Below are 24,300 nucleotides of genomic sequence, written 5' to 3'. Positions count from 1 at the left end.
ACACGAGCAGCATGCGCAGAACCGCACCCAACCGACTGCCGGTCCACATTTTTCGCAACATGGCGAGAACATTTGCAGACCGCGACTCGCGTGGACCAGTGGCCGGGAGGCCACCCATCGATAAGATCGGGTCATGCTTTCGGTAGCGGTCGTTGCGTTCGACGGAATCAGCCCGTTCCACCTGGCGGTACCGACGCTGGTGCTCGGCCGATCCGGCACCGGCGTCGAATCCGGCTCGCCCTATGACGTGCGGGTCTGCGCCGAAGAGCCCGGAACGCTTTCCACCGCAGCCGGTTTCGACATCACCGTGCGAGACGACCTCGACGTGGTGGCCGGCTCCGACATGGTGGTCTTTCCCGGCTGGCTCCGCGGACGCGGGGTGTCGCCCGCGCTGAACGAGGCGGTACACGCCGCCCACGAGAGGGGCGCTCGACTGGTCGGGCTGTGCCTGGGTTCCTGGGCGATCGCGGCGACCGGGCTGGCCGACGGTCGCGAACTCACCACTCACTGGGCCGCGGCCGAGGAGATGGCCCTCGCATTCCCGAAGGTGCGCGTGCGCGCCGACAACCTCTGGACCGATCTGGGTGACGTGATCACCTCCGCGGGCGTCGCCGCGGCACTGGACTGCTGCCTGCACATCGTGCGCGGCGACCTGGGCGCCCGCGCCGCCACCGACCTGGCTCGGTCGCTGGTCACCGCGCCGCACCGCAACGGCTCGCAGGCCCAGTTCATCCCGGTCGCGGTGCCCGACGACGACACCGACGATCCGATCGAGCACGCGATGGTGTGGGCCCGCACCCACCTCGACACCGGCATCGACCTGGACAACTGGTCGCGTCGGGCGCTGATGTCGCGGCGCACCTTCACCCGGCGGTTCAGGGACCGCACCGGCACCAGCCCCCAGCAGTGGTTGTTGCAGCAGCGCACCGACCACGCCCGGCTGCTGCTCGAATCGACCGACGAGACGGTGGACCGGATCGCCCGTGACACCGGCTTCGGCAGCGCGGTGAGCCTGCGCCACCACTTCCACCGCATGCTCGGCACCAGTCCGGCGGCCCACCGCGCCCAGTTCCGCGGGGCAGCGCAATGATCACCGCGTCCTGACTTCCTCGGAAAACACGAAACCCCGGCTCGAGCCGATGCTCGAACCGGGGTCCGGTGGAAATGAACGCGAACGGGCGGCGTGCCGCCTCAGCTGTGGTACGGCTCCGCGCTGACGAGCGTCACCTGCATGGTGTTGCCGTTGGGGAGCGTGTACTTGCGGGTCTCGCCGACCTTCGCCTCGAGCAGCGCGCTGCCCAGCGGGGAGTTGGGGGAGTAGACCTCGAGCTTGTTGTCGCGGGCGCCCTCTTCGCGGGTGGCGATCAGGAAGGTCTCGGTGTCGGACTTGTCGCCGTCGTAGTAGACCTTGACCACGGAACCGGGCAGTGCCACACCGGACTGGGTCGGCGCCTCGCCGACCTTCGCGCTGTTGAGCAGCTCCTGGAGCTGGCGGATGCGGGCCTCCTGCTGGCCCTGCTCCTCGCGTGCCGCGTGGTAGCCGCCGTTCTCCTTGAGGTCGCCTTCCTCGCGTCGCTCGTTGATCTCGGCCGCGATGACCGGGCGGTTGGCAATGAGCTGGTCGAGTTCGCTCTTGAGCCGGTCGTGTGACTCCTGGGTAAGCCAGGTCACCTGGGTCTCGGTCATGCTCGATCACTCCTCGTAGTCGGAACCCATCCGGGTCCCCTGGGCGGGCCACTGAACTCCAGTGGCCTTCGGCGACGAGAGCGCGCCTACCCCCGGTGGTTGGATCCCCCCGGTTCGCTCAGTCATGTGAGCGGTGCACCCTGCCGCTATGCATCTATACGCAAATGCAGCAATACACGGTTCCAAAGCCGGAACCGTGTACCCGAGGATTCTAGCACGAGCAGGGATTTCTCCATGAAAATCGCGCTGGTGCGGGCCCGGGGCGGTCCGGCCGGATCAGCCGTTGGTCAGGTACTCCGGCACGGTCGTCCCGCAGCCGTAGATATCGGCGATGGCGGGGCGCTGAGACGTCTTGATCAGCGTGGTCACGTCGACGGTGCCGCTGTCGGACGGTCCCAGGTACACCTCGCGGCGGCCGGTCTCGGAGCCGTCCCTCGACCGGGCCCGCACGATGCAGACGGCGGACTCGGACGGGTCCTCGCGGGTCACGGTGAACCGGATGCTGATCGTCGACTCGTCCACCAGGTTGTACGCGATCGACTGGCCCTCGACGTCGTCGCCTGCGAACTTGTTGTACGCGAAGAAGGCCAGGGCGAGCCCAAGGAGCACCACGCCGACGCTGAGGATGATCGCCACCACCCGGGATCCGCGCAGATCGCGCGTTGGCGTCGGGTAACGGTCGGCGGGAGGCGTCTCGGTCATATCGCTCAGCTCTCGTACAGCGGCACCGGGCCTGCGGCGGCCCGGTCGGTGTACCTCGCGCGCTGCTGGGGCGGGGCCACGGCTGACGGCGGAAGTACCGGGTGGAACTATAGGGGAAGGACAACGGTGCGTTGTCGGCGGACGTCGGCGTCGGACCACCACGTCGCTACAGGCGAAGCTGAGGTGAAGGAGCACTGTGAGCGGATTGCGTCTCATGGCCGTGCACGCCCATCCCGACGACGAGTCGAGCAAGGGCGCCGCCACCACGGCCCGGTACTCGGCCGAGGGCAACGAGGTTCTCGTGGTGACGCTGACCGGCGGCGAGCGCGGCGACATCCTCAACCCCGCGATGGATGTGCCCGGCGTGCGCGACCGGATCAGCGAGGTGCGCAAGGAGGAGATGGCCGAGGCCGCTCGCATCCTCGGCGTCCAGCAGCTCTGGCTCGGCTTCGTCGACTCCGGGCTGCCCGAGGGCGACCCGCTGCCGCCGCTGCCCGAGGGCTGCTTCGCGCTGGTGCCGCTGGAGGAGTCGACCGAGGCGCTGGTCAAGGTGATCCGCGAGTTCCGTCCGCACGTCATCACCACCTACGACGAGAACGGCGGATACCCGCACCCCGATCACATCCGCTGTCACGAGGTGTCGGTGGCCGCGTTCGAGGCCGCGGGCGACCCCGAGCGTTTTCCGGGGGTGGGGGAGCCGTGGGAGCCGCTGAAGCTCTACTACTCGCACGGCTTCATCCGTAAGCGCCTGCTGCTGTTCCAGGACGAGTACGACCGCCGCGGCGAGGAGTTCCCGATGGCGGAGTGGCTCAAGAAGTGGCGGACCGAGCAGGGCGACCTGATGGCGCGGGTGACCACCCAGATCGTCTGCGGTGACTACTTCCCGCAGCGCGACGACGCCCTGCGTGCGCACGCCACCCAGATCGACCCCAACGGGTCGTTCTTCGCGGTGCCGCTGGACATCCAGCAGAAGATCTGGCCGACGGAGGAGTTCGAGCTCGCGAAGACGAGGGTGCGCACCGCGATCCCGGAGTCCGACCTGTTCGCAGGCATCGACCACGTCGGCTACGGCCACCCTGAGGAGAAGAAGTGATCTTGGCAAGTGCGGCCGGCTGGCTGGCACAGACCCCCAGCAATCCGGTCGGGCCGGAGTTCGGCAAGGCCTCACCGATCGGCTTCGTCATCATCGTCGCGCTGCTCGTCGGCACGGTGCTGCTGGTCCGCTCGATGAACAAGCAGCTCCGCAAGCTGCCCGACACCTTCGAGCCGGAGCATCCCGAGCTCGACCAGGCCGCGGACGAGGGCACCGATCGGGGCGCGGCGGGCGAGGCGCCCACCGACGGGAAGAACGCCGAACCGCCGACCGGCTCGGCGAGCTAGGCAGCGCGCGATGTCGGCCCTGGCCCGAAACACTCTCGGCGGGGCGACGAGCCCCTACCTGCGTCAGCACGCCGACAACCCCGTGCACTGGCAGCAGTGGGGCCAGGAGGCGCTGGAGTGGGCGCGCGAGCGAGACGTGCCGATCCTGCTCTCCGTCGGCTACTCCGCCTGCCATTGGTGCCACGTGATGGCCCACGAGTCCTTCGAGGACGAGGCGACCGCGGCGCTGATGAACGAGAACTTCGTCTGCATCAAGGTCGACCGCGAGGAGCGGCCGGACCTCGACGCGGTCTACATGAACGCGACGGTCGCGATGACCGGCCAGGGCGGCTGGCCGATGACCTGCTTCCTGACCCCCTCGGCCGAACCGTTCTACTGCGGCACCTACTACCCGACGGTGCCGCGCGGCGGGATGCCGTCCTTCACCCAGCTGCTCGAGGCCATCACGGACACCTGGCGGGGCAGGCGAGGAGAGGTGGAGGAGGCGTCCGCCGCGATCACGGCACAGCTGACCGCCAACGCCGCCGGGGTTCCCGGGGGGCAGGTGGTCCTCGACGCGAACCTGCTGGACGCCGCGATCGTCGCCGCGCTGCGTGACGAGGACCGGGACAGGGGCGGATTCGGGGCGGCGCCCAAGTTCCCGCCGTCCGCACTGATGGAAGGGCTGCTGCGAGGCTACGAGCGCAGCGGTGACGCGAAGGTGCTCGCCGCGGTGGAACGCACCGCGGAGGCGATGGCGCGCGGCGGGATCTACGACCAGCTGGGCGGCGGGTTCGCGCGCTACTCGGTGGATGCCGACTGGGTGGTCCCGCACTTCGAGAAGATGCTCTACGACAATGCCCAGCTGTTGCGGGCGTACGCCCACCTGGGGCGGCGTACTGGGTCGGCGCTGGCGATCCGGGTGGCCGAGGAGACGGTCGAGTTCCTACTGCGGGACCTGCGCACCGAGTCCGGCTGTTTCGCCTCGGCGCTGGACGCCGACACCGATGGCATCGAGGGCCTGACCTACGCGTGGACCCCGGACGAGCTGCTCTCGGTCCTGGGCTTCGAGGACGGTGTGTGGGCCGCCGGGCTGCTCGCCGTGAGCTCCGCGGGCACCTTCGAGGCGGGCACCTCGGTGCTGCAGCTGCCCGCGGACCCCGAGGACCCCGCGCGCTGGGATTCGGTGCGGTCCAGGCTGTTCGAGGCGCGGTCTGCTCGCCCGCAGCCGGGGCGTGACGACAAGGTCGTCACCGCCTGGAACGGTCTCGCGGTCACGGCCCTTGCCGAGGCGGGCGCCGGGCTCGGTCGCCCCGAGTGGGTCGAGGCCGCGGCGCACTGCGCCCGGACGCTCCTCGGCGAGCATCTGGTCGACGGCCGGCTTCGCCGGGCCTCGCTCGGTGGGGTCGTCGGTGACGCGGCCGCGGTGCTCGACGACCACGGCGCGCTGGCGGTCGGGCTGCTCGCCCTGCACCAGGCGACCGGTGACCTCGAATGGCTCACCCGCGCAGAGGAACTCATCGACCTGGCGATCGCACACTTTGCCGATCCCGAGGAACCGGGCAGCTGGTTCGACACCGCCGACGACGCAGAGGCCCTGATCACCCGGCCGCGCGACCCCTTCGACGGGGCGACGCCATCGGGGGCGTCCACGATGGCGGAGGCGTTGCTGGCGGCCGCGGCGCTGGCCGGTCCCGAGCGTTCCGCCCGGTACGCCGCGGCGGCCGCGGACACCCTGGACCGCGGGGTGCTGTTGCTCGCGCGGGCGGCCAGGTCCGCGGGGCACTGGCTGGCCGTGGCCGAAGCCTCGGTGCGCGGACCGATCCAGGTGGCGGTGTCGATGACCGGCGACGGCGCCGGCCTGTTGGAGGCGGCCCGGCGCGAGGCGCCGGGTGGTGCGGTGGTGATCGGCGGTGCGCCGGACACGTCGCCGCTGCTCGCCGACCGCCCACTGGTCGACGGCGAACCTGCCGCCTACGTGTGCCGAGGGTTCGTCTGCGACCGGCCGGTGACCGGCGCCGAGGAGTTGCGTGGACTGCTGGGGGTCCACGCTCCGTAGCCGACGCTGCTGAAGGTGCCCTCGGGTCAGCCGCCGGTCGCCGCACGAATCGTGGGCCACGACCTGCCGAGTTCGTCCCGCCAGTAGGGCCACGCGTGCAGCCCCACCGGGGAGGCGCCGCGGGTGACGTGGGCGCCTGCCTCGCGCAGGGTCTGAGCGAGCTGGTCGGTGCACAGCGAAACGGCGAATTCCATCACGCCGCCGACCACGACCGACTGCGCGAAGCCGGGGGCGTTCGGGTTCTCGTGCGGTCCAGGCAGACCGGAACCGGAGGACAGGTACACGGGTTTACCTGCCAGCCGTGGGGCTCCGAGGAACACGTCGTGCGAGCGCCATGTCTCGCTGCCAGGTGGCCCCCACATCTGGTCGGAGGTCCCGTTGCCGTTGATGACCACGAGATCGGTCAGTGCCTTGCCTGCCGGTCCCTCGGTGAGATAGCAGCCGCTGTATCCCACGGCGCCGTCGTAGACCTCGGGCGCCCGCTCGGCGAGCATCATCGCCGCGGTGGCACCCATCGAGATGCCGCCGATCGCGTTGCGGCCGTTGGTGCCGAACCGGGCGTCGATCAGCGGCGGCAGCTCCTTGGACAGAAACGACTCCCATTGGGCGCGACCGAATTTCGGGTGGTCCTGCACCCAGTCGGTGTACATGCTGCCGGTTCCGCCGATCGGGAAGACGACGTTGACGTCCTTGTCGGCGAAGAACGCCGCCGCATCGCCCCGAGCGGGGTCGAGCCAGTTGTTGTCGTCGACCTGTCCGGAATTGCCGTCGAGTAGGTAGTAGACGCCGTGGGGTCGGCTGCGGTCGGCGGCGGGGAGCACCTTCACCGGCACCTCGCGTCGCATCGCGGGGGAGGCGACCTGCAGCAACAACACGCCACCGCTCAGCTCGGTGGCGCTGGTGACGGCGGGCGTGGCGTCCGCGGCCACCGGGACGTAGTCCGGGACCACGGTCTGCGCCGCGGCCCCAGGCGCGACGAGGACGGCCACCGCGATCGTCGCGATGGCCGCGATCGCTGTCGATGCTTCTCGCATGCCGCCTCAGATCCCGAGCGAACGGGCGATCATCGGCCACGACCCGTGGAGGTCGTCCTGCCAGTAGCCCCACGAATGGGTTCCGGCGGGCCGGAAGTCGAAGACCACGTTGTCCATGCCGAGTTCGCGCGTGCGGTCGGCGAGCCTGTGGGTGCAGTAGTTGGTGGCGGACTCGATCACGCCGCCGACCACGATCTGGCTGCCCAGGGTGAGTGGGTTGCCCTTCAGCCTCGGGTTGGCCAGCGTGTCGTGCGGGCCGGGCAACCCACTGCCGTTGGAGACGTAGATGGGGATGCGCGGCAGTCTGGCCGCGTTCACGTAGGGGTCGCGGGCGGTCCACTCGGGATCGCCGGGCGGCCCCCACATGTTCTCTGCCTTCCCGCTGCCCGCCCCGACCACCATCGTCACGAACTGGCGCCCCGGCATCTCGCTGGTCATCGCGCAGCCGCTGTAGGAGGCGACGCTGCGATAGAGCGTCGGAGCCTGGATGGCGAGGTCGAGCACGGCGGTGCCCGTCATGGACAGGCCCGCCAGCGAGTTCTCGCCGGTGGTGGCGAACGCGGAATCGATCACCGGCGGGAGCTCCCGCGTCAGGAACGTGGTCCACATGTTCCTGCCGTTGTTCTCGTTGGTCTTCGCCAGACCGGGATCCGGGTTACGCCAGTCGGTGTAGTAGCTGAACGCGCCCTCCATCGGGGTCACCACGGTGACGTGCTTGTCCGCGAAGAACTGGGCGACGTCGGTCTGCGCCTGCCAGGACGCGCCGTCCTCGCCGCCGCCCGCCCCGTTGAGCAGGTACAGCGTCGGCGCCGGGCGGTCCGTGTCCTTCGGCCGCAGCACCTGCAGCGGGATGTTCCGATCCATCGAGGGCGAATAGACCTCGATGTCGATGCGCCGGTCGGGGCCCTGTTGCTCGCTGACGATCGCGGCCCCGGCGGGCTGGGCGGCGGCGGTCGGCTGAGCGGTGACCGCGATCGCCGCGCACACCCCGAGGATCAGGGTCGCGGAAACACCGCGTCGACGCCGCGCGGGCATCTGGTCGCTGTGGCTGTCCATCTGGCTCCTCCTGATCACGCAGGGAAGGCGGCGGGTTCTCGCCCGGCTCGGGCCCGCGTGGGGAGAACCCGCGCGGGCCCGAGGTCACACTCGAAGTCGAACGAGGCTACTTGCCGGCTCCCGGCGTGCCGCCGCTGAGCGCGATCAGCGCGTTGATCACCTTTTGGCCGTTGTCGTTCATGCTCGTCACGATGGGTCCGAGCACTTCACCGATCGATCCCATTTCTCTCCTCAAAGGTAGGACGAGGGTCGTCACATCCGCCCTCGCGTGGTCGAAAGTGGTGTCGTAGTTGGTGTTACAACGAATTCGCGCGGTCGCGGAGACCGCCCCGTGTCTCAGGCGGGCGGCGTCCCCACGCTGCCCTCCACCGATCCCATGAAGACCTCGAACAACCCGTCAGCGGCCATCATCGACCCCAGCCCGGGGATGATCGCCCCGATGATGTCTCCCAAAGACCCCACGTGTGCCTCCTCAAGTCATACCTCGGATGCGGTGCGTGATCTCGCCAGTGATTCCGCGGGCTCATGCACCGTTCGGATCGTCACGACCGGTTGGTTCGTGACGTCAGTACGGTAACAACGAGTTAATGATTGTGTTGTGAATTCGCAAAGTTTCGTGACCTTGGGTAACGGATGGGTCGCGGCGGGGCTCAGATGCCGACTTCGTGGGCCGGCTCCGCGAGGTCGCGGAGCGAGTCGCGCAGGAGGTCCCGGTAGCGGTCCGTGTCGGGCATCATCGCGGCGTCCGTGCTGAAGGACACCGCGACCCCGTCGCCGCGGGAGGACACGATCAGGTGCCGGAGGCCCGAGCCGTCGAGGATCTCGAGGATGCCGAACGTCCGGACCAGCGGGGCCGAGCGCAGCAGCAGGTCATCCCCTGCCCATGGGACGTTGCTGATCATGGTGTTGTACCGCTCGACGGTGGGGCCGGAGTGGTCCTTGAAGGCCTTTGCCCGGCCGGCGAGCCGCAGCAGGAGCGCAGGCGAGGACTCGATCCGCCGCGCCGAGCGTCGCACGTGCTCGTTGCGGCTGCGCTGCTTCTCCAGGCGCGTGGAGGCGCCGATCGCCCGCAGTCGGTCGACCGGGTCGCCGATGTCGGTGTGCAGATCCACCGCCATCAACGCGAGGTGGGTCGCGCGGGGGCCCTCGGGTCCGTCCGCGACCCCCTTTCCGGTGCCGCGCAAGGACATCGGGACCATGGCGGCCAGCGAACCGTCTGGTGACTCGTCCTGCTCGGACAGGTAGGTGCGGAGCGCGCCCGAGATCGTCGCCAGCATCACGTCATTGACCGTCGCGCCGTCGGCCGCCGCCTGTGCCGCCCTGATCTGGTCGCCGGGAAGGATCACCAGATCGAAGGTCAGCTCGGCTGAGATCGGTCGGTTGAAGCGGCAGGACGGGCGCGACAACGCCGGTTCGACGATGGTCCCGTCGGCCACCTCCGCCCGGATGCGCTCGTCGGCGGCCCCTGCCGCCGCGAGGCCGCGGCGAAAGCGCAGGCACTGCACCGGGAGTGAGGCGAGCGCGCGCGTCACCGCAGTGGCGGTCGACCAGTCACGCGGCCGGGTGGGGACGGGCGGGTGCGAGGTGTCCGGCCCGAACAGCCGCCGCCCGAGGTCGCGGGTGGCGATCCCGTCACCGGCGCTGTGATGGAACTTCAGTACGGCCGCCGTCATGCGGTCGGGGTCCCCGGCAGATATCGGGTCGCGGCGCAGGCTCCGCTCCCGCGTGGTGACTCCGGTGATGAAGTGCAATTCCCACGGGGGGCGCGTCAGGTCGATCGGGGCGTCTGCGATGCGGGAGATCTGTCGCCGCAACGGATCCCAGCCCGGGGCCTCGGCCGGCGACACGTGGACGTGGTCACGCAGGTTCATCCGGGGGTCGGGTGCCCAGTACGGCAGGTCGAGGTCGAGCGGCACCCGTCGTAGCCGGCGCGTGAACATCCCGGCGTGGCCGAGGCGCGCCCGCATCCAGGCGATCGCCTCGGGTTCGGTCAGCGGCGCTGCCTCGGCGGACGTGTCGAACAGGTACACCACGACGATGTTCGAGCGGTGACGTGACGACTCGCTGTACACGAACTCGGCATCCTGCGGTGCCAGCTGCGTGACCCCGGCCCCCGACACCCTCACCGCTCTCCCTCCCATGCGTGCGGAGCGGCGGACCGGTGCAGGGCCCCCCGCGGTTCGTGTCCCAGGCTAAGCACATCGCGCCGTCCTGGGGTCACAATTGCCCAATCGGGTCGCCGGGTTCGATGGGGTCGCTGGTGCCCGGTCGGGGGCCGCGGGCGCGGTCGGGCGTGCTCAGCCGAGGACGACGAGCCATACCGCGATGTAGTGGCACAGTGCCGCGATCACGGTGCCCGCGTGGAAGAACTCGTGGTGGCCGAAGGTGTCGGGCCAGGGGTTCGGCCACTTGGTGGCGTAGAGGATGGCGCCGACGCTGTAGAGCACCCCGCCGACCGCGAGCAGGATCAGCGGCAGCCAGCCGACCTCGTCGACGAGTTGTCCCGCGACCGGCACGATCGCCCAGCCGAGGATCAGGTAGAGCGGGACGCCGACCCAGCGCGGAGCTGTGGGCCACAGCATCTTCAGCGCCACCCCGGCCAGTGCGCCCGCCCACACCACGGCCAGCAACGTCCGGCCGGTCTCGGGCGGCAGCGCGAGCAGTGCGAACGGGGTGTAGCTGCCCGCGATGAACAGGAAGATCATCGAGTGGTCGGCGCGCTTCATCCAGATCCGGCCGCGCGTGGTCGCCCAGTGCACCCGGTGGTACGTGGCACTCACGCCGAACACTCCGCAGACCGTCACTGAGTAGATCGCGGTCGCGACGGCGGCTCGACCGGATTCCTGCGCCGCGGCGGCGACGAGCACGGCGCACGCGATCACCGCGACCACGAATGCCCACAGGTGGATCCAGCCCCGCATCCGCGGCTTCACCGGCGGCGCTGCGAGGTCGAGTTCGGACATTGCGGCTCCCGGGCGGTCGTGAACCTACGGTTGCGTAGGTTCGGGCGTCGGTCGCCACTGTAGCGGCCGCCGGAACCGCCGGAAACGGGGTGAGACGACGATTACAGCCGCGGCCGTCGGGGCCGCACCGGGGCCGCGTAATGTGGGCTCTCGTGGTGATGTCCAGGTGAAGGTCCCGAACCTGCTGTACAGCATCTACGAGCGACGCCTTCGCCGTCAGCTCGAGGGGCTCCAGCACCCGCGACACGTCGCGGTGATGTGCGATGGCAACCGTCGATGGGCCAGGGAGAACGGTTTCACCGACGTCAGCCACGGTCACCGGATGGGTGCGCTGAAGATCGCCGAGATGCTCGGCTGGTGCGATCAGGCGGGCATCGAGATGGCCACCATCTACCTGCTCTCCACCGAGAACCTGCGGCGCGAGCCGGAGGAGCTCGACACCCTCCTCGAGATCATCACCGATGTGGTGGAGGAGATCTCGGGTCCCGGGCAGAACTGGAGCGTCAAGATAGTCGGCACCCTCGACCTGCTCCCGGAGGAGCAGGCGCGCCGCCTGCGCGAGGCCGCCGAGCGCACCGCGGGCCGCACCGGCACGCACGTCAACGTCGCCGTCGGCTACGGCGGTCGGCAGGAGATCGCCGATGCCGTGAAGTCGCTGCTGCGCGAGAAGCTCGACGAGGGGCTGTCCGGCGACGCACTGGTCCGGGCGATGTCCGTGAAGGGGATCGACGGCCACCTCTACACCTCCGGGCAGCCGGACCCGGACCTGGTGATCCGCACCTCGGGGGAGCAGCGACTGTCGGGCTTCCTGCTGTGGCAGAGCGCGTACTCCGAGATCTGGTTCACCGAGGCGTACTGGCCGGAGTTCCGGCACGTCGACTTCCTGCGCGCGCTGCGTGACTACGCGGCCCGGCACCGCCGATTCGGCGCATAGGCGCTTCGCGCCTGTGCGTGGTCGACGAGTCTCAGGACTCGTCAACCACGCACGGGCGGCGTAGCCGCCCTACAGCTTGCGCAGCCGCAGCCGGTTGATGGAGTGGTCGGCGTCCTTGCGTAGCACCAGCGTGGCGCGCGGGCGGGTCGGCAGGATGTTCTCGACCAGGTTCGGCCGGTTGATCGAGTTCCAGATGTCGTCCGCGGCCAGCACGGCGTGCTCGTCGGACAGCCCGGAGAAGTGGTGGAAGTGCGACGTCGGGTCCGCGAACGACGTCTTGCGCAGCGCCAGGAAGCGCTTGATGTACCAGCGCTCGATGTCCTCGATCCGCGCGTCGACGTAGATGGAGAAGTCGAACAGGTCCGAGACCATCAGCCGCGGTCCGGTCTGCAGGACGTTGAGGCCCTCGATGATCAGGATGTCGGGCTGGCGCACCAGGTGGTACTGGCCGGGCAGGACGTCGTACGAGACGTGTGAGTACACCGGCGCCGCGACCTCTTCCGCGCCGGACTTGACCTCGGTGACGAAGCGCAGCAGCTTGCGGCGGTCGTAGCTCTCGGGAAAACCCTTGCGGTGCATGAGGCCCCGGCGCGTCAGCTCGGCCGTCGAGTACAGGAAGCCGTCGGTGGTGACCAGGTCGACGCGCGGGTGGTGATCCCAGCGCGCGAGCAGGGCCTGCAGCACGCGGGCGGTGGTGGACTTGCCCACCGCGACGCTGCCCGCCACGCCGATCACGAAGGGCACCTGCCGATCCGGGTGCTTCTCGCCGAGGAACGTCGCGGTGGCGGCGAACAGGCGCTGCCGAGCGGCCACCTGGAGGTGGATGAGCCTGGAGAGCGGCAGGTAGACCTCGGCGACCTCGTCGAGGTCGATCTGTTCGCCGAGGCCGCGCAGGCCGAGGAGCTCTTCCTCGGTGAGCACGAGCGGTGTCGACTTACGCAGGGTTCGCCATTGCTTGCGGTCGAACTCGACGTAGGGGCTGCTCTCGCTCACTCGTGCCATGCGCGCACCTGGATCTCGCTCTGCATAGTCGGATTGTGCTCGACACCACTGTGCGCGGCGGCGGCGGGTCGGACAACTCGCCGATGGTTAGGGTGGACGACCATGGACCCCGTCGAACTCGTCCGCGAATACCTGCTGCTCGGACTCGGTTTCGACCGGTTGGAGGAGGGCTTCGTCGACGCCTTCACCGGCGACCAGGCGCTGCGCAGGCAGGTGGAGAACGCGCCGCCGCCCGATCCGCGCCTGCTCGCGCGCCGCGCCGCCGAATTGCGTGACGAGGTTGCCGGTTCCGGGTTGCCCGCCGAACGGGCCGCGTTCCTCGACGTGCACCTGCGCGCGCTGGAGTGCTCCGCCCGGAAGTTCGCGGGCGAGCAGATCGGCTTCGTCGACGAGGTGCAGGCCTACTTCGACGTGCGCATCGAGCCGGGCTCCGAGGACGAGTACCGGGCTGCGCACCGGGCGATGGACGAGGTGCTGGCGGGCGACGCCGCCCGCCCGCTCGCCGAGCGGCTGCAGGCGCACCGCGCCGCCGACGAGATCCCGCCGGAGCGGCTGCCGGAGTGCGTCGAGGCCTTCTCCAGCGCGCTGCGCGACCGGGTGCGGGCGGAGTACGCGTTGCCCGAGACCGAGCGGGTCGAGTACGAGGTGGTCGGGGACAAGCCCTGGTCCGGGTTCAACTACTACCTCGGTGACTACCGGTCGAAGGTGGCGATCAACTCCGACCTCAAGCAGCACATGGCGAACCTGCCGCACCTGATCGCCCACGAGTCGTATCCCGGCCACCACACCGAGCACTGCCGCAAGGAGGCGGGACTGGTCGGAGCGGGGCAGGCCGAGCAGACCCTGTTCCTGGTCAACACGCCGCAGTGCCTGATGGCGGAGGGCTTGGCGGACCACGCTCTCGGCTCGATCGTGGGGTGGAGTGGAGCCGGCGGAACTCCCATGGGTGCAGGCTGGGGGCCGTGGGCCCAGGAGATCTACGCGGACCTGGGACTGCGCTTCGACGGCGAACGCGCGGAGCGGTTGGCGAATGCGTCGGCCTCGCTACTCGGGGTCCGGCAGGACGCGGCCCTGCTGCTGCACGACCGCGGCCGCAGCCAGGACGACGTCGCCGCGTTCCTGCAGCGGTGGACCCTGTCCACGCAGGAGCGGGCCCGGCAGACGCTGCGGTTCCTGTCCGACCCGCTGTGGCGCGCCTACATCAGCACCTACGTCGAGGGCTACCGGCTGCTCGGGAGCTGGCTCGACCGCGGCGCCGACGCGGCAGGCCGATCCGAGTTGTTCCGGCGGTTGCTGGACGAGCCGCTGATCCCGTCTGCGCTGCGTTGACAGCCATTGCCTAGACTGAGCGTGCCCCTGCCGTAGCTCCCGCTTGGAGATTCCTCGATGACCGCTGTGCCCAGCACCGACGTCAACAATGCCTCGCTCGCCGAACTCGATCCCGAGGTCGCGGCCGCGATGAACGGCGAGCTGGCCCGTCAGCGCGACACCCTCGAGATGATCGCGTCCGAGAACTTCGTGCCGCGCGCGGTGCTGCAGGCTCAGGGCAGCGTGCTGACCAACAAGTACGCCGAGGGCTACCCGGGCCGTCGCTACTACGGCGGCTGCGAGCACGTCGACGTCATCGAGGACCTGGCGCGCAACCGTGCCAAGGAGCTATTCGGTGCCGAGTTCGCGAACGTCCAGCCGCACTCCGGCGCGCAGGCGAACGCCGCGGTGCTGATGGCGCTGATGAACCCGGGCGAGAAGCTGCTCGGCCTCGACCTGGCGCACGGCGGCCACCTGACGCACGGGATGAAGCTCAACTTCTCCGGCAAGCTCTACGACGTGGCGTCCTACGGGGTCAGCAAGGAAGACCACCGCATCGACATGGACGAGGTCCGCAAGATCGCGGTGGCGGAGAAGCCGAAGGTGATCGTCGCCGGCTGGTCCGCGTACCCGCGGCAGCAGGACTTCGCCGCGTTCCGGTCCATCGCGGACGAGGTCGGCGCCTACCTGTGGGTCGACATGGCGCACTTCGCCGGGCTCGTCGCCGCGGGCCTGCACCCGTCGCCCGTGCCCTACGCGGACGTCGTGTCCACCACCGTGCACAAGACCCTCGGCGGCCCCCGCTCCGGACTGATCCTGGCCAAGCAGGAGTGGGCCAAGAAGATCAACTCCGCGGTGTTCCCCGGCCAGCAGGGCGGGCCGCTCATGCACGCCATCGCCGCGAAGGCCGTCTCGCTCAAGATCGCGGGCACCGAGGAGTTCAAGGACCGTCAGGCCCGCACCCTGTCCGGTGCCCGGATCCTGGCTGAGCGCCTCACCGGCGCCGACGTCGCGGACAAGGGCATCTCCGTGCTCACAGGCGGCACCGACGTGCACCTGGTCCTGGTGGACCTGCGCAACTCGGCGCTGGACGGCCAGCAGGGCGAGGATCTGCTGCACGAGGTCGGCATCACCGTCAACCGCAACGCGGTGCCCTTCGACCCGCGTCCGCCGATGGTCACCTCCGGCCTGCGCATCGGCACCGCCGCGCTGGCCACCCGTGGGTTCGGCGACGCCGAGTTCACCGAGGTCGCGGACATCATCGCGACCGCGCTGGCGCAGGGCTCGGACACCGATTTCGCCGCGCTGCGCGCCCGGGTCTCGAAGCTTGCCCTCGACCTGCCGCTGTACGAGGGCCTCGAGGACTGGGGCCTGCTCTCCAAGACGGTCTAGCGCCTGAGCTGGAGTTAACGACGTGTTCATCGGCGCCCTGCGTGTTGCGAGTGCAGCAGGGCGCCGATCGCAGTAGCGTCCCCGGTAACAGGCAGCGGACCTAGTTGCCTGTCCGGGAGGTTCTGATCGTGGCTGAAGTATTCAGTACGAGAGGGCCGGCGCCCGGCCCTCGTGCGGATTGACGCACCAGGGACGGACCGGCCCAGCGAACTGAAGTTTGCGCGGGTGCCGCGCAGACGTAGGAGCCTCACGTGACCGCAACTCGCTCCGTATCTGCCCATTCCGGACATGCCGGGAACTCCCCGAGGTCCGCAACCACGAAGTCTCCCGAACGGTCAGTTCGCACCTACGTACTCGACACCTCGGTTCTGCTCTCGGATCCGTGGGCCGTCACGCGTTTCGCGGAGCACGAGGTGGTGCTGCCCCTGGTGGTCATCGGGGAGTTGGAGGGCAAACGCCACCACCACGAGCTGGGATGGTTTGCCCGCGAGGCGCTTCGGATGCTCGACGACCTGCGGATCGAGCACGGACGGTTGGATCAGCCGGTTCCGATCGGCTCCGACGACGGCACGCTCCAGGTGGAGCTCAATCACACGGACCCCTCGGTCCTGCCGATCGGATTCCGCACCGACTCAAACGATTCCAGGATTCTGGCCTGCGCCCTCAATCTCGCCGCCGACGGCAAGGAGGTGGTCCTGGTCAGCAAGGACATTCCCCTGCGGGTCAAGGCCGGCGCGGTGGGTCTGCCCGCCGACGAGTACCACGCGCACGACGTGGTCCCGTCGGGATGGACGGGGATGACCGAACTCGACGTCGCCTCGACCCGGATCGACGAGCTGTTCTCCGAGGGGGTCATCGATCTCGACGAGGCGCGAGAACTGCCCTGTCACACCGGAATCCGGCTGATGGGTGGCAGCTCCAGCGCGCTGGGGCGGGTGACCCCGGACAAGCGGGTGCAGCTGGTCCGCGGCGAACGGGAGGCCTTCGGCCTGCACGGCCGCTCGGCCGAGCAGCGGATCGCCCTCGACCTGTTGCTCGACGAGAGCATCGGCATCATCTCGCTCGGCGGCAAGGCCGGTACCGGTAAGTCGGCGCTCGCCCTGACCGCAGGGCTGGAGGCGGTGCTCGAGCGTCGCACCCACCGGAAGGTGGTCGTCTTCCGGCCGCTGTACGCGGTCGGTGGACAGGAGCTCGGCTACCTGCCCGGCAGCGAGAGCGAGAAGATGGGTCCGTGGGCGCAGGCGGTGTTCGACACCCTGGACGGCCTGGCGAGCCCCGAGGTGATGGACGAGGTGATCAACCGCGGGATGCTGGAGGTATTGCCGCTCACCCACATTCGCGGCCGGTCACTACACGACTCGTTCGTGATCGTGGACGAGGCGCAGTCCCTCGAGCGCAACGTGCTGCTCACGGTGTTGTCCCGGCTGGGCACCGGGTCCCGGGTGGTGCTCACCCATGACGTCGCCCAGCGCGACAACCTGAGGGTCGGCAGGCACGACGGCGTCGCCGCGGTGATCGAGAAGCTCAAGGGGCACCCGCTCTTCGCCCACATCACGCTCACCCGCAGCGAGCGGTCGCCGATCGCGGCGCTGGTGACCGAGATGCTCGAGGAGTTCGGCCCGACCGCCTGAGGCGCGGGGTGGGGAGGCCCGGTCGCTCGGGCCTCCCCATCTGCTACTGCTGCGGAGCCTGGTCCTGGGCAGGCGTCTGGGCCGTCTTGTCCGTGCCGCGGAGCTTGCGCCACTGGGTGGTGGCGACGTACTTGATGAGCAGGCCGTAGTTGCGGAGCTTTTCCATCATGGGTCCCTTCGGTACCGGATCGGTGAGTCGATCCGGTGAATTCTATGGGGCGACAGACACGCCGGATCGACACCGGTCAATGTCGGGATGAACACACCTCACCAGGGCTTTTCGAGGCCCCTGTCAATGGCGCGTACCGCCGGGGCGTCCGTACCATCGGCGGACGTGCACGGTGAGAGCGAAGTGATCGACGCGAATTCGGACTGGGTCCGCCCGAGGCTGCTGCAGGCGACCTTCATCCCGGTTCACGGGGCGATGGCGTGGTGGGGCACAGACGATGTTGCCGCCGAGCTGGTTCGGTTGGGTCTGCCGCAGGGGCGGGCGGCGAGCTGCCGGTTCGCGGTTCCCGTCGGCGGCGCCGTCGCGCCTCGCACGGTCGATGCGCGACTGATCGATCTGGTGGACGTGCTGCCCGCGTTGCGGGCGATGGACCCGGACGGGGGCGCCGGGGGATCCGTCCGGTCGTGGTGCGCGGCCGCGCACCTCGCGGGCGGGGACCGGGCGGCGAGCGACGAGCTCGCCGCGCAGATGCCCGCCGCGGCCCATGCTCTGCTGAACGAGGACGAGTCGGCGATCCATACCGCGGCCGCCCTGCTGAACAGTTTCACCTCGGCGGCGCGGACCACCGAGGACCTGGCGACGGCGCACATCCGCGCCACCTTGCGGCCGTACCAGGTCCAGGGTGTGGCCTGGCTCCTGGCTCTCGAGGAGGTGGGCGGCGGCATCCTCGCCGACGAGATGGGGCTCGGTAAGACGCTGCAGGCGATCTGTGCGCTCGCCACCCGGAACGAGCTGGGTCCCCACCTCGTGGTGTGCCCGACCTCGGTTGTCGGGAACTGGCGTCGCGAGCTCGCACGGTTCGCCCCCGACCTCCCGGTGATCGTCCATCACGGTGCGGGCAGGGCGCTGCCTGCGACGGTGATTCCGGGGACCGTGGTGCTGACCAGCTACGGTCTGCTGCGCTCGGACGTCGACCGACTGTGCGAAGCGGCCTGGGACGTGGTCATATTCGACGAGGCGCAGCAGATCAAGAATTCCGATTCCCTCGCGGCCAGGGCGGCGGCGCGGCTGTCCGCGCGGATTCGGGTCGCGATGACCGGTACCCCGGTCGAGAATCGGCTCGACGAGCTGTGGTCGATCTTCCGCGCGGCCAATCCGGCGCTGTTGGGCACCAGGGCACGCTTCCGTCAGCGGTTCGTGGTGCCGATCGAGTCCCGACGATCGGCGACGGCCGCGGCCCGGCTCGGCGCCCTCATCGCGCCACACGTGCTGCGGCGTACCAAGTCCGCGGTCGCCACCGAGCTGCCGGACAAGCAGTACTCGACGGTCGCGTGCACGCTGTCCGAGGAGCAGGCGCGGCTGTACCGTCACGCGGTGGAGCGTGCGTTCGATACGGGGCTCGGCAGTGGGATCGCCAGGCGCGGCAACGTGCTCGCGCTACTGACCACCCTCAAGCAGGTCTGCAACCATCCCGAACAGTTTCTCGGTGACGGCGGCGCGCTGCGCGGCAGGTCGGGCAAGTTCGACCGGGCCACCGAAATGCTCTCGGAGATAGTCGAAGACGGGGATCGGGCCTTGGTGTTCACGCAGTACCGCACGATGGGGGAGCTGCTGTCGACGCACCTGACGACCGAGCTCGGGGTCGGCGAGATCCCCTTCCTGCACGGTGGTCTGAGCGCACGGTCGCGCGATCGGATGGTCCAGGAGTTCCAGGACGACCCGGACTCGGCCCCCGTCCTCATCCTGAGTCTGCGTGCGGCGGGATTCGGTCTGAACCTGACCCGAGCCAGTCATGTCGTGCACTACGACCGATGGTGGAATCCCGCGGTCGAGGACCAGGCCACGGACCGGGCGCATCGGATCGGCCAACGCCGAACGGTGAACGTGTACACCCTCGTCACCGGCGGCACCATCGAGGACCACATCGCCTCGATGCACGAATCGAAGCGTGCTCTGGCGGAATCGATCTCAGGGAACTCGGAGGCTGCGCTGGCCGAGCTGGCCGATGACGAGCTGCGCTCGCTGCTCGACCTCGACGCGGTCGGTGCTCGATGACGGCGGCAGAGTTCGGAGCGACGGCGTGGGGTCGGGCCTGGCTCCGCACGATCGAGTCGACGGCGGCCTCGGCGCCGAATGCGCTGCTGCCCGAGGCCCGGCGCCTCGCCAGGGGCGGCGCGGTGAATGTCACGGGTGTGTCCGCAGGAAGGGTGTGCGCGGAGGTGGCGGCGAGGCAGAAGTCCCACGCGGTCACCATCGAGGTGCCGCGCTGGGACGATGCCGCGCTGGCGCGGGTGGGCGAGGTGCTCGGCGCGGCCGGGCTCGGCGACGCAGGTGCGTCCGGTGATCTCCCGGATGCGCCCGTGGCGGAGCTGCAGGGCGCGGGTATCGCGGTGGCGGCGACACCGGCGGAGTGCGGGGCGACGTGTGCCTGCACGAGCCGCCGGACGCCGTGCCTGCACCACCTGGCGACCGTGTACGCCCTCGTCCAGCTGATCGACGAGGAACCGGCGCTGGCCGTCCGGCTACGATCCGACGACTCGGTCGGCTCGGCGGGCCCCGGCTCGCTGGAGCCGTCGGACTGGATCACCCTGTCCGAGGTGGACCCGGCGTCGTTCTACGGCTGACGAGAAGCTGCTCGGCCGCCGACTTGTCACGCGTCCAGCGCAGCAGCCTCGCTGAGGTAGCCCGTACCGCGTCCGCCGCGCCTGCCGGTCACGGCCCTGGCAACGCCGACCACGATGCCGCGGATGACATCGCGGACGCTGAAGTAGTCCCGCCACACCGCGATTCTTCCGTCGCGCAGCTCGAACGTGCCGCACACCCAGAACTCGGCGTTGACCGGACCCGCTCCGAGCAGGTCGGTGCGCTCGGTGAGGACCACGCCGTTCTCTCCCGCCGCGTGATGCACGATCACGTCGAACCGCAGGCCGGGGCGGGCGAGCTGCCGGAGCACCCGGGTCACCGTGGGGTATCCACGCAGGATCGGCAGCGAGACGTTGTGCCAGGCGATCTCGGGGTGCAGGTATTCGGCCGCGGCGTCGACATCGGCCCTGGCCAGGGCGGCCAGGAACGCGCGCACCACCCGGACGTCGGCCGGTGTGTCCACGGAACTCGGTTCGATGGTTGCAGGGCTCATGTCGGTCCGATCGCTCGTGTGGTCGGGGGTGACGGTATCCCGACCGTACCGGCCAGGTGCTTGACCGCGCGGGCCCCGCGGGACACCATGTGGTGTGCGCAAACTGGCGAGCGCGATCCTATCGACCGTCATCGCAACGGTGCTGGCGCTGCTGTGTGCGCCGCACGCTCTGGCTCAGGGGCCCTGGTTCGACGGGGCCGTCGGAGGGGCCACCCAGGTCATCGCCGTCCGCGGGTCGGGCGGCTCGAACGCCACTCTGGAGGCCTGGCAGCGCTCCCCGCTCGGCTGGCACCGGATCTCCCCGAGCCTGCCCGCACAGGTCGGTGCGGACGGGTTCACGGATGCGGCCGCGGACGGCGTGCCCGCGACCCCGGAGGGCGTGTTCAGCCTGGACGCGGCGTTCGGCACCGCCGGGAACCCGGGCGGCGGCCTGCCGTACCGGAAGGTGGGTGCCAACGACTGGTGGGACGGCGATCCGGACAGCGCGACCTACAACACGCATCAGGTCTGCGCCCCGGGGTCCTGCGCCTTCGACGAGTCGGCCAGCGAGGAGCTGGAGATCCCCGCCTACCGCTACGCGGTGGTGATGGGCGTCAACAAGGAGCGGGTGCCCGGCGGTGGCGGCGCCTTCTTCCTGCACGTCTCGAACGGCGAACCCACGCTGGGCTGCGTCGCGGTGAGCGAGGGCGCCCTGGTCTGGCTGATCCGGTGGCTGCAGCCGGGTGCGGTCATCGCCATCGCGAACTGAGCAAGGCTCGTCGACTGCCGGGAGGCCGGAGTGAACAGCGATCGATCCACCCCCTCGGCGGACGCGAAGTCGATCGCCGTGCGCAGCATCGAGTTCGTCGCCGCGGGCAGCCGCGAGGACTTCGACGCCATCATCCATCCGGACGCGGTCAACCACGAGACCAAGACCGAGCCGCCGCACACCCGGGTCCGCGGACCGGGATCCTGGCATGCGACCGCGCTGTGGCTGCGCAGGCCGTTCGCGGACCTGCACTTCGAGATCGGGAACATCGTGGCGGAGGGCGACCTCGTCGCGGTCGAGGTGACCATGAGCGGTCGCCACGTCGGGCTGTTCCTGAACTTCGACGAGGGCGGCGCCGTCGCCGGTGCATTCCCGCCGACCGGCCGGAGTTTCGCTGTCACCCAATCACATTGGGTACGACTCGAGGACAGCCTGGTGATCGAGCACTGGGCCAACCGCGATGATCTGGGCATGGCCGAGCAACTCGGCTGGTTGCAGCCGAGCCCGGCCTACTTGGTGCGGATGCTGTGGGCCAGGAGTCGCGCTCGGAAGTCGCCGCCTGCCTGAGCCGCTACTCCTGGACCTTCGCCATCGCGAGGACGTCGAGACGGCGGTCGAGCTCGGCCTCGGTCAGCTTCTCGGGAACCAGCCCGCGGTCGATCACCGTCTGGCGGATCGTCTTGCGCTCTTTGAGCGCCTCCTTCGCGACGGCGGCGGCCTCCTCGTAGCCGATCGCGGAATTCAGTGGCGTCACGATCGAGGGCGACGACTCCGCGAGCGTCTTGAGGTGATCGGTGTTGGCGACAAGGCCCGAGACGCACTTGTCGGCGAACAGTCGGGAGACGTTGGCGAGCAAGCGAAATGACTCGAGCAGGTTCCTGGCCATCATCGGGATGTACACGTTGAGCTCGAAGGAGCCTGCCGCGCCACCCCATGCGACGGCCGCATCGTTGCCCACGACCTGCGCGGCCACCTGCGTGACCGCTTCCGGCAGAACGGGATTGACCTTGCCGGGCATGATCGACGAGCCGGGCTGCAGGTCGGGGAGCCGGATCTCGCCGAGTCCGGTCAGTGGGCCCGACCCCATCCAGCGGATGTCGTTCGCGATCTTGGTGAGCGAGACCGCGATCGTCCGCAGTGCGCCCGATGCCTCGACCAATCCGTCGCGGGCGGCCTGAGCCTCAAAGCTGTTGCGCGCCGGGGAGAGTGCGTCGATCCCGGTGGTCCGGACGAGTTCGGCGACCACCAAGGGCCCGAACCCGTCGGGGGCGTTGAGCCCGGTGCCGACCGCGGTGCCACCGATCGGCAGCTCGCCGAGCCGGGGGAGGGCAGACATGATCCGCTCGATACCTGCCTCGACCTGCCGGGCGTAGCCGCCGAATTCCTGCCCGAGGGTGACCGGCACGGCGTCCATGAGGTGGGTCCGTCCGGACTTGACGACGGACTTCCATTCGGCGGCCTTGTCGAACAGCGCGAGCCGCAGATGGTCGAGCGCGGGGATCAGCGCCTTCACCGCGGACTCCGTGGCCGCGAGGTGGGTTGCCGTCGGGAAGGTGTCGTTCGACGATTGCGACATGTTGACGTGATCGTTGGGGTGCACCTCGACGCCGTTCGCCTTCGCGATCGACGCGATGACCTCGTTGGCGTTCATGTTGGAGCTGGTGCCCGAGCCGGTCTGGAACACGTCGATCGGGAACTGGTCGTCGTGCCTGCCCTCGGCGATCTCCTCGGCGGCCGCGATGATCGCGTCGGCCTTGACGGCATCGAGCAGTCCGAGGTCCTTGTTGACCTGCGCGCAGGCGGCCTTGAGCAGGCCCATCGCCCGGATCTGCGCGCGCTCGAGGCCGCGGCCGCTGATCGGGAAGTTCTCCACCGCGCGCTGGGTCTGGGCCCGCCACAGCGCGTCGATCGGGACTCTGACCTCGCCCATGGTGTCGTGCTCGATGCGGAACTGCGATTCGGCGTTCTCAGTCATACCTAGCAGCTTGCCACTCGAGCGGCTGCGCCGCCTGTGAGTCCTTGTGGCCCCTATACGGACCAAAAGGACTCACAGGCGCGGAGCGCCTCAGGGCATGGGGAACTGGGCGTCCGGGTCGCCGTCGAAGTCGACCGAGGAGTACTCGCGCAGCTTCGACAGGCGGTGGTAGGCGTCGATCATCCGGACGGTGCCGGACTTGCTGCGCATCACGATCGACTGGGTGTGCGCGCCGCCGCCGCTGTAGCGGACGCCGCGCAGCAGGTCACCGTCGGTGACGCCGGTGGCGGTGAAGAAGACGTTCTCGCCGGAGACCAGGTCCTCGGTGAGCAGCACCCGATCCAGGTCGTGGCCCGCGTCGATGGCCTTCTGGCGCTCGGCGTCGTCGGTCGGGGCGAGCCGGCCCTGCAGCGCGCCGCCCATGCAGCGCATGGCGGCGGCGGCGATGATGCCCTCGGGGGTGCCGCCGATGCCGATCAGCATGTCGGTGCCGGAGTCGGGGCGGGCCGCGGCGATGGCGCCTGCGACGTCGCCGTCGGAGATCAGCCGGATCCGGGCGCCGGTCGTGCGGACGTCGGCGATCAGCTGGGCGTGCCGGGGCCGGTCCAGGATGCAGACGGTGACGTCGGAGACCGAGGACTTGCGGACCTTCGCGATGCGCTTGATGTTCTCCGCGACCGGGGCCGTGATGTCGATGACATCGGCGGCGTCGGGGCCGACGGCGATCTTCTCCATGTAGAACACGGCGGACGGGTCGAACATCGCGCCCCGCTCGGCGACCGCGAGGACGGAGATCGCGTTCGGCATGCCCTTGGACATCAGCGTGGTGCCGTCGACGGGGTCGACCGCGAAGTCGCAGTCCGGGCCGTCGCCGTTGCCGACCTCTTCGCCGTTGTAGAGCATGGGCGCCTCGTCCTTCTCGCCCTCGCCGATGACCACGACGCCGCGCATGGACACACTGCTCACGAGCTGACGCATGGCGTCGACGGCGGCTCCGTCACCGCCCTCCTTGTCGCCCTTGCCGACCCAGCGGCCCGCGGCCAGCGCGCCCGCCTCGGTGACGCGGACCAGCTCCATCGCCAGGTTGCGGTCCGGCGCCTCGCGGCGACTCGATGGGGTGCTGGCCGTCATGTGCGGTGCCTCCTA

At 69.7% G+C, this 24,300-nt stretch carries 24 protein-coding genes; 12 read left to right on the top strand and 12 right to left on the bottom strand.

The window, feature by feature from the left end; translation table 11 throughout:
• Window positions 1-133 precede the first annotated feature (133 nt).
• The gene (locus JOE46_RS11635) at window positions 134-1,090 is read left to right on the top strand and encodes a GlxA family transcriptional regulator (RefSeq protein ID WP_097212347.1); all 957 of its coding nucleotides are present in this window, start codon (window positions 134-136) and stop codon (window positions 1,088-1,090) included.
• 101 nt (window positions 1,091-1,191) lie between these two features.
• On the opposite strand, the gene greA is transcribed toward JOE46_RS11635, so the two are convergent.
• Both greA and JOE46_RS11625 read right to left on the bottom strand, forming a co-directional pair.
• The gene (greA, locus tag JOE46_RS11630; protein ID WP_077042557.1) at window positions 1,192-1,686 is read right to left on the bottom strand and encodes a transcription elongation factor GreA; all 495 of its coding nucleotides are present in this window, start codon (window positions 1,684-1,686) and stop codon (window positions 1,192-1,194) included.
• A 276-nt stretch (window positions 1,687-1,962) separates the two neighbouring features.
• The gene (locus JOE46_RS11625; RefSeq protein WP_097212348.1) at window positions 1,963-2,388 is read right to left on the bottom strand and encodes a DUF4307 domain-containing protein; all 426 of its coding nucleotides are present in this window, start codon (window positions 2,386-2,388) and stop codon (window positions 1,963-1,965) included.
• A 196-nt stretch (window positions 2,389-2,584) separates the two neighbouring features.
• On the opposite strand from JOE46_RS11625, the gene mca reads away from it, so the two are divergent.
• From mca to JOE46_RS11610, 3 genes are read left to right on the top strand one after another with little or no spacing between them, the layout of a single operon-like run.
• Window positions 2,585-3,481: a mycothiol conjugate amidase Mca gene (gene mca, locus JOE46_RS11620; RefSeq protein WP_097212349.1), complete on the top strand. Its 897-nt coding sequence runs from the start codon at window positions 2,585-2,587 to the stop codon at window positions 3,479-3,481.
• Window positions 3,478-3,768, top strand: a complete 291-nt coding sequence (locus JOE46_RS11615) for a hypothetical protein (RefSeq protein ID WP_097212350.1) — start codon at window positions 3,478-3,480, stop codon at window positions 3,766-3,768. The genes mca and JOE46_RS11615 overlap by 4 nt, the downstream gene beginning before the upstream one ends.
• A gap of 10 nt (window positions 3,769-3,778) precedes the next feature.
• Window positions 3,779-5,806, top strand: coding sequence for a thioredoxin domain-containing protein (locus JOE46_RS11610; protein WP_209927261.1), 2,028 nt, complete (start codon window positions 3,779-3,781; stop codon window positions 5,804-5,806).
• A 26-nt stretch (window positions 5,807-5,832) separates the two neighbouring features.
• On the opposite strand, the gene JOE46_RS11605 is transcribed toward JOE46_RS11610, so the two are convergent.
• From JOE46_RS11605 to JOE46_RS11590, 5 genes are all read right to left on the bottom strand, one after another.
• Entirely contained in the window at window positions 5,833-6,840 is a 1,008-nt protein-coding gene (locus JOE46_RS11605) for an alpha/beta hydrolase family protein (protein WP_097212352.1), read from the bottom strand.
• A 6-nt stretch (window positions 6,841-6,846) separates the two neighbouring features.
• Window positions 6,847-7,896, bottom strand: coding sequence for an alpha/beta hydrolase family protein (locus JOE46_RS11600; RefSeq protein ID WP_245221029.1), 1,050 nt, complete (start codon window positions 7,894-7,896; stop codon window positions 6,847-6,849).
• Window positions 7,897-8,232: 336 nt separating this feature from the next.
• Window positions 8,233-8,358, bottom strand: coding sequence for a hypothetical protein (locus JOE46_RS26760; protein WP_257017520.1), 126 nt, complete (start codon window positions 8,356-8,358; stop codon window positions 8,233-8,235).
• Between the two features lie 188 nt (window positions 8,359-8,546).
• Window positions 8,547-10,022, bottom strand: a complete 1,476-nt coding sequence (locus tag JOE46_RS11595) for a wax ester/triacylglycerol synthase domain-containing protein (protein WP_257017521.1) — start codon at window positions 10,020-10,022, stop codon at window positions 8,547-8,549.
• A gap of 171 nt (window positions 10,023-10,193) precedes the next feature.
• Window positions 10,194-10,859 (bottom strand): hemolysin III family protein, encoded by a 666-nt coding sequence (locus JOE46_RS11590; RefSeq protein WP_209927259.1) that lies wholly within the window; start codon window positions 10,857-10,859, stop codon window positions 10,194-10,196.
• Between the two features lie 166 nt (window positions 10,860-11,025).
• On the opposite strand from JOE46_RS11590, the gene JOE46_RS11585 reads away from it, so the two are divergent.
• Window positions 11,026-11,793 (top strand): isoprenyl transferase, encoded by a 768-nt coding sequence (locus JOE46_RS11585; protein WP_097212355.1) that lies wholly within the window; start codon window positions 11,026-11,028, stop codon window positions 11,791-11,793.
• Window positions 11,794-11,862: 69 nt separating this feature from the next.
• On the opposite strand, the gene coaA is transcribed toward JOE46_RS11585, so the two are convergent.
• Window positions 11,863-12,795, bottom strand: a complete 933-nt coding sequence (gene coaA, locus JOE46_RS11580) for a type I pantothenate kinase (RefSeq protein WP_097212356.1) — start codon at window positions 12,793-12,795, stop codon at window positions 11,863-11,865.
• A gap of 102 nt (window positions 12,796-12,897) precedes the next feature.
• Between coaA and JOE46_RS11575 the strand changes: the two genes are divergently transcribed.
• The 3 genes from JOE46_RS11575 (at window position 12,898) to JOE46_RS11565 (ending at window position 17,126) form a co-directional block, all read left to right on the top strand.
• Window positions 12,898-14,124, top strand: a complete 1,227-nt coding sequence (locus tag JOE46_RS11575; protein ID WP_209927258.1) for a DUF885 domain-containing protein — start codon at window positions 12,898-12,900, stop codon at window positions 14,122-14,124.
• Window positions 14,125-14,181: 57 nt separating this feature from the next.
• Window positions 14,182-15,495, top strand: coding sequence for a serine hydroxymethyltransferase (gene glyA / locus JOE46_RS11570; protein WP_097212358.1), 1,314 nt, complete (start codon window positions 14,182-14,184; stop codon window positions 15,493-15,495).
• Between the two features lie 251 nt (window positions 15,496-15,746).
• The gene (locus JOE46_RS11565; protein WP_209927257.1) at window positions 15,747-17,126 is read left to right on the top strand and encodes a PhoH family protein; all 1,380 of its coding nucleotides are present in this window, start codon (window positions 15,747-15,749) and stop codon (window positions 17,124-17,126) included.
• Window positions 17,127-17,169: 43 nt separating this feature from the next.
• Here the strand turns inward: JOE46_RS11565 and JOE46_RS26755 are convergent, their stop codons facing one another.
• A complete protein-coding gene (locus tag JOE46_RS26755; protein WP_269589428.1) occupies window positions 17,170-17,292 on the bottom strand; it encodes a hypothetical protein in 123 nt (40 codons plus the stop codon).
• Between the two features lie 168 nt (window positions 17,293-17,460).
• Between JOE46_RS26755 and JOE46_RS11560 the strand changes: the two genes are divergently transcribed.
• Both JOE46_RS11560 and JOE46_RS11555 read left to right on the top strand, forming a co-directional pair.
• Window positions 17,461-19,350, top strand: coding sequence for a DEAD/DEAH box helicase (locus tag JOE46_RS11560; protein ID WP_269589427.1), 1,890 nt, complete (start codon window positions 17,461-17,463; stop codon window positions 19,348-19,350).
• Window positions 19,347-19,919: a hypothetical protein gene (locus JOE46_RS11555; protein WP_097212360.1), complete on the top strand. Its 573-nt coding sequence runs from the start codon at window positions 19,347-19,349 to the stop codon at window positions 19,917-19,919. The genes JOE46_RS11560 and JOE46_RS11555 overlap by 4 nt, the downstream gene beginning before the upstream one ends.
• Before the next feature lie 26 nt (window positions 19,920-19,945).
• On the opposite strand, the gene JOE46_RS11550 is transcribed toward JOE46_RS11555, so the two are convergent.
• Entirely contained in the window at window positions 19,946-20,431 is a 486-nt protein-coding gene (locus JOE46_RS11550) for a limonene-1,2-epoxide hydrolase family protein (protein WP_209927256.1), read from the bottom strand.
• 94 nt (window positions 20,432-20,525) lie between these two features.
• On the opposite strand from JOE46_RS11550, the gene JOE46_RS11545 reads away from it, so the two are divergent.
• A complete protein-coding gene (locus tag JOE46_RS11545; RefSeq protein WP_209927254.1) occupies window positions 20,526-21,179 on the top strand; it encodes a L,D-transpeptidase in 654 nt (217 codons plus the stop codon).
• A gap of 30 nt (window positions 21,180-21,209) precedes the next feature.
• Window positions 21,210-21,746, top strand: a complete 537-nt coding sequence (locus JOE46_RS11540) for an ester cyclase (RefSeq protein WP_097212362.1) — start codon at window positions 21,210-21,212, stop codon at window positions 21,744-21,746.
• A 4-nt stretch (window positions 21,747-21,750) separates the two neighbouring features.
• Here JOE46_RS11540 and JOE46_RS11535 read toward each other — a convergent pair whose 3' ends face one another.
• Together JOE46_RS11535 and glpX are read right to left on the bottom strand one after the other, a co-directional pair.
• Window positions 21,751-23,154, bottom strand: a complete 1,404-nt coding sequence (locus tag JOE46_RS11535) for a class II fumarate hydratase (protein WP_209927252.1) — start codon at window positions 23,152-23,154, stop codon at window positions 21,751-21,753.
• Window positions 23,155-23,244: 90 nt separating this feature from the next.
• Window positions 23,245-24,285 (bottom strand): class II fructose-bisphosphatase, encoded by a 1,041-nt coding sequence (gene glpX, locus JOE46_RS11530; protein ID WP_097212364.1) that lies wholly within the window; start codon window positions 24,283-24,285, stop codon window positions 23,245-23,247.
• Window positions 24,286-24,300 lie beyond the last annotated feature (15 nt).

Origin of the sequence: Rhodococcus sp. PvR099 (genome assembly GCF_017833315.1) — a bacterium.
Classification (GTDB): domain Bacteria; phylum Actinomycetota; class Actinomycetes; order Mycobacteriales; family Mycobacteriaceae; genus Rhodococcus_G; species Rhodococcus_G oryzae.
The sequence above is the reverse complement of the archived record's forward strand: the minus strand, read 5'-3'. Positions and strand labels throughout refer to the sequence as shown.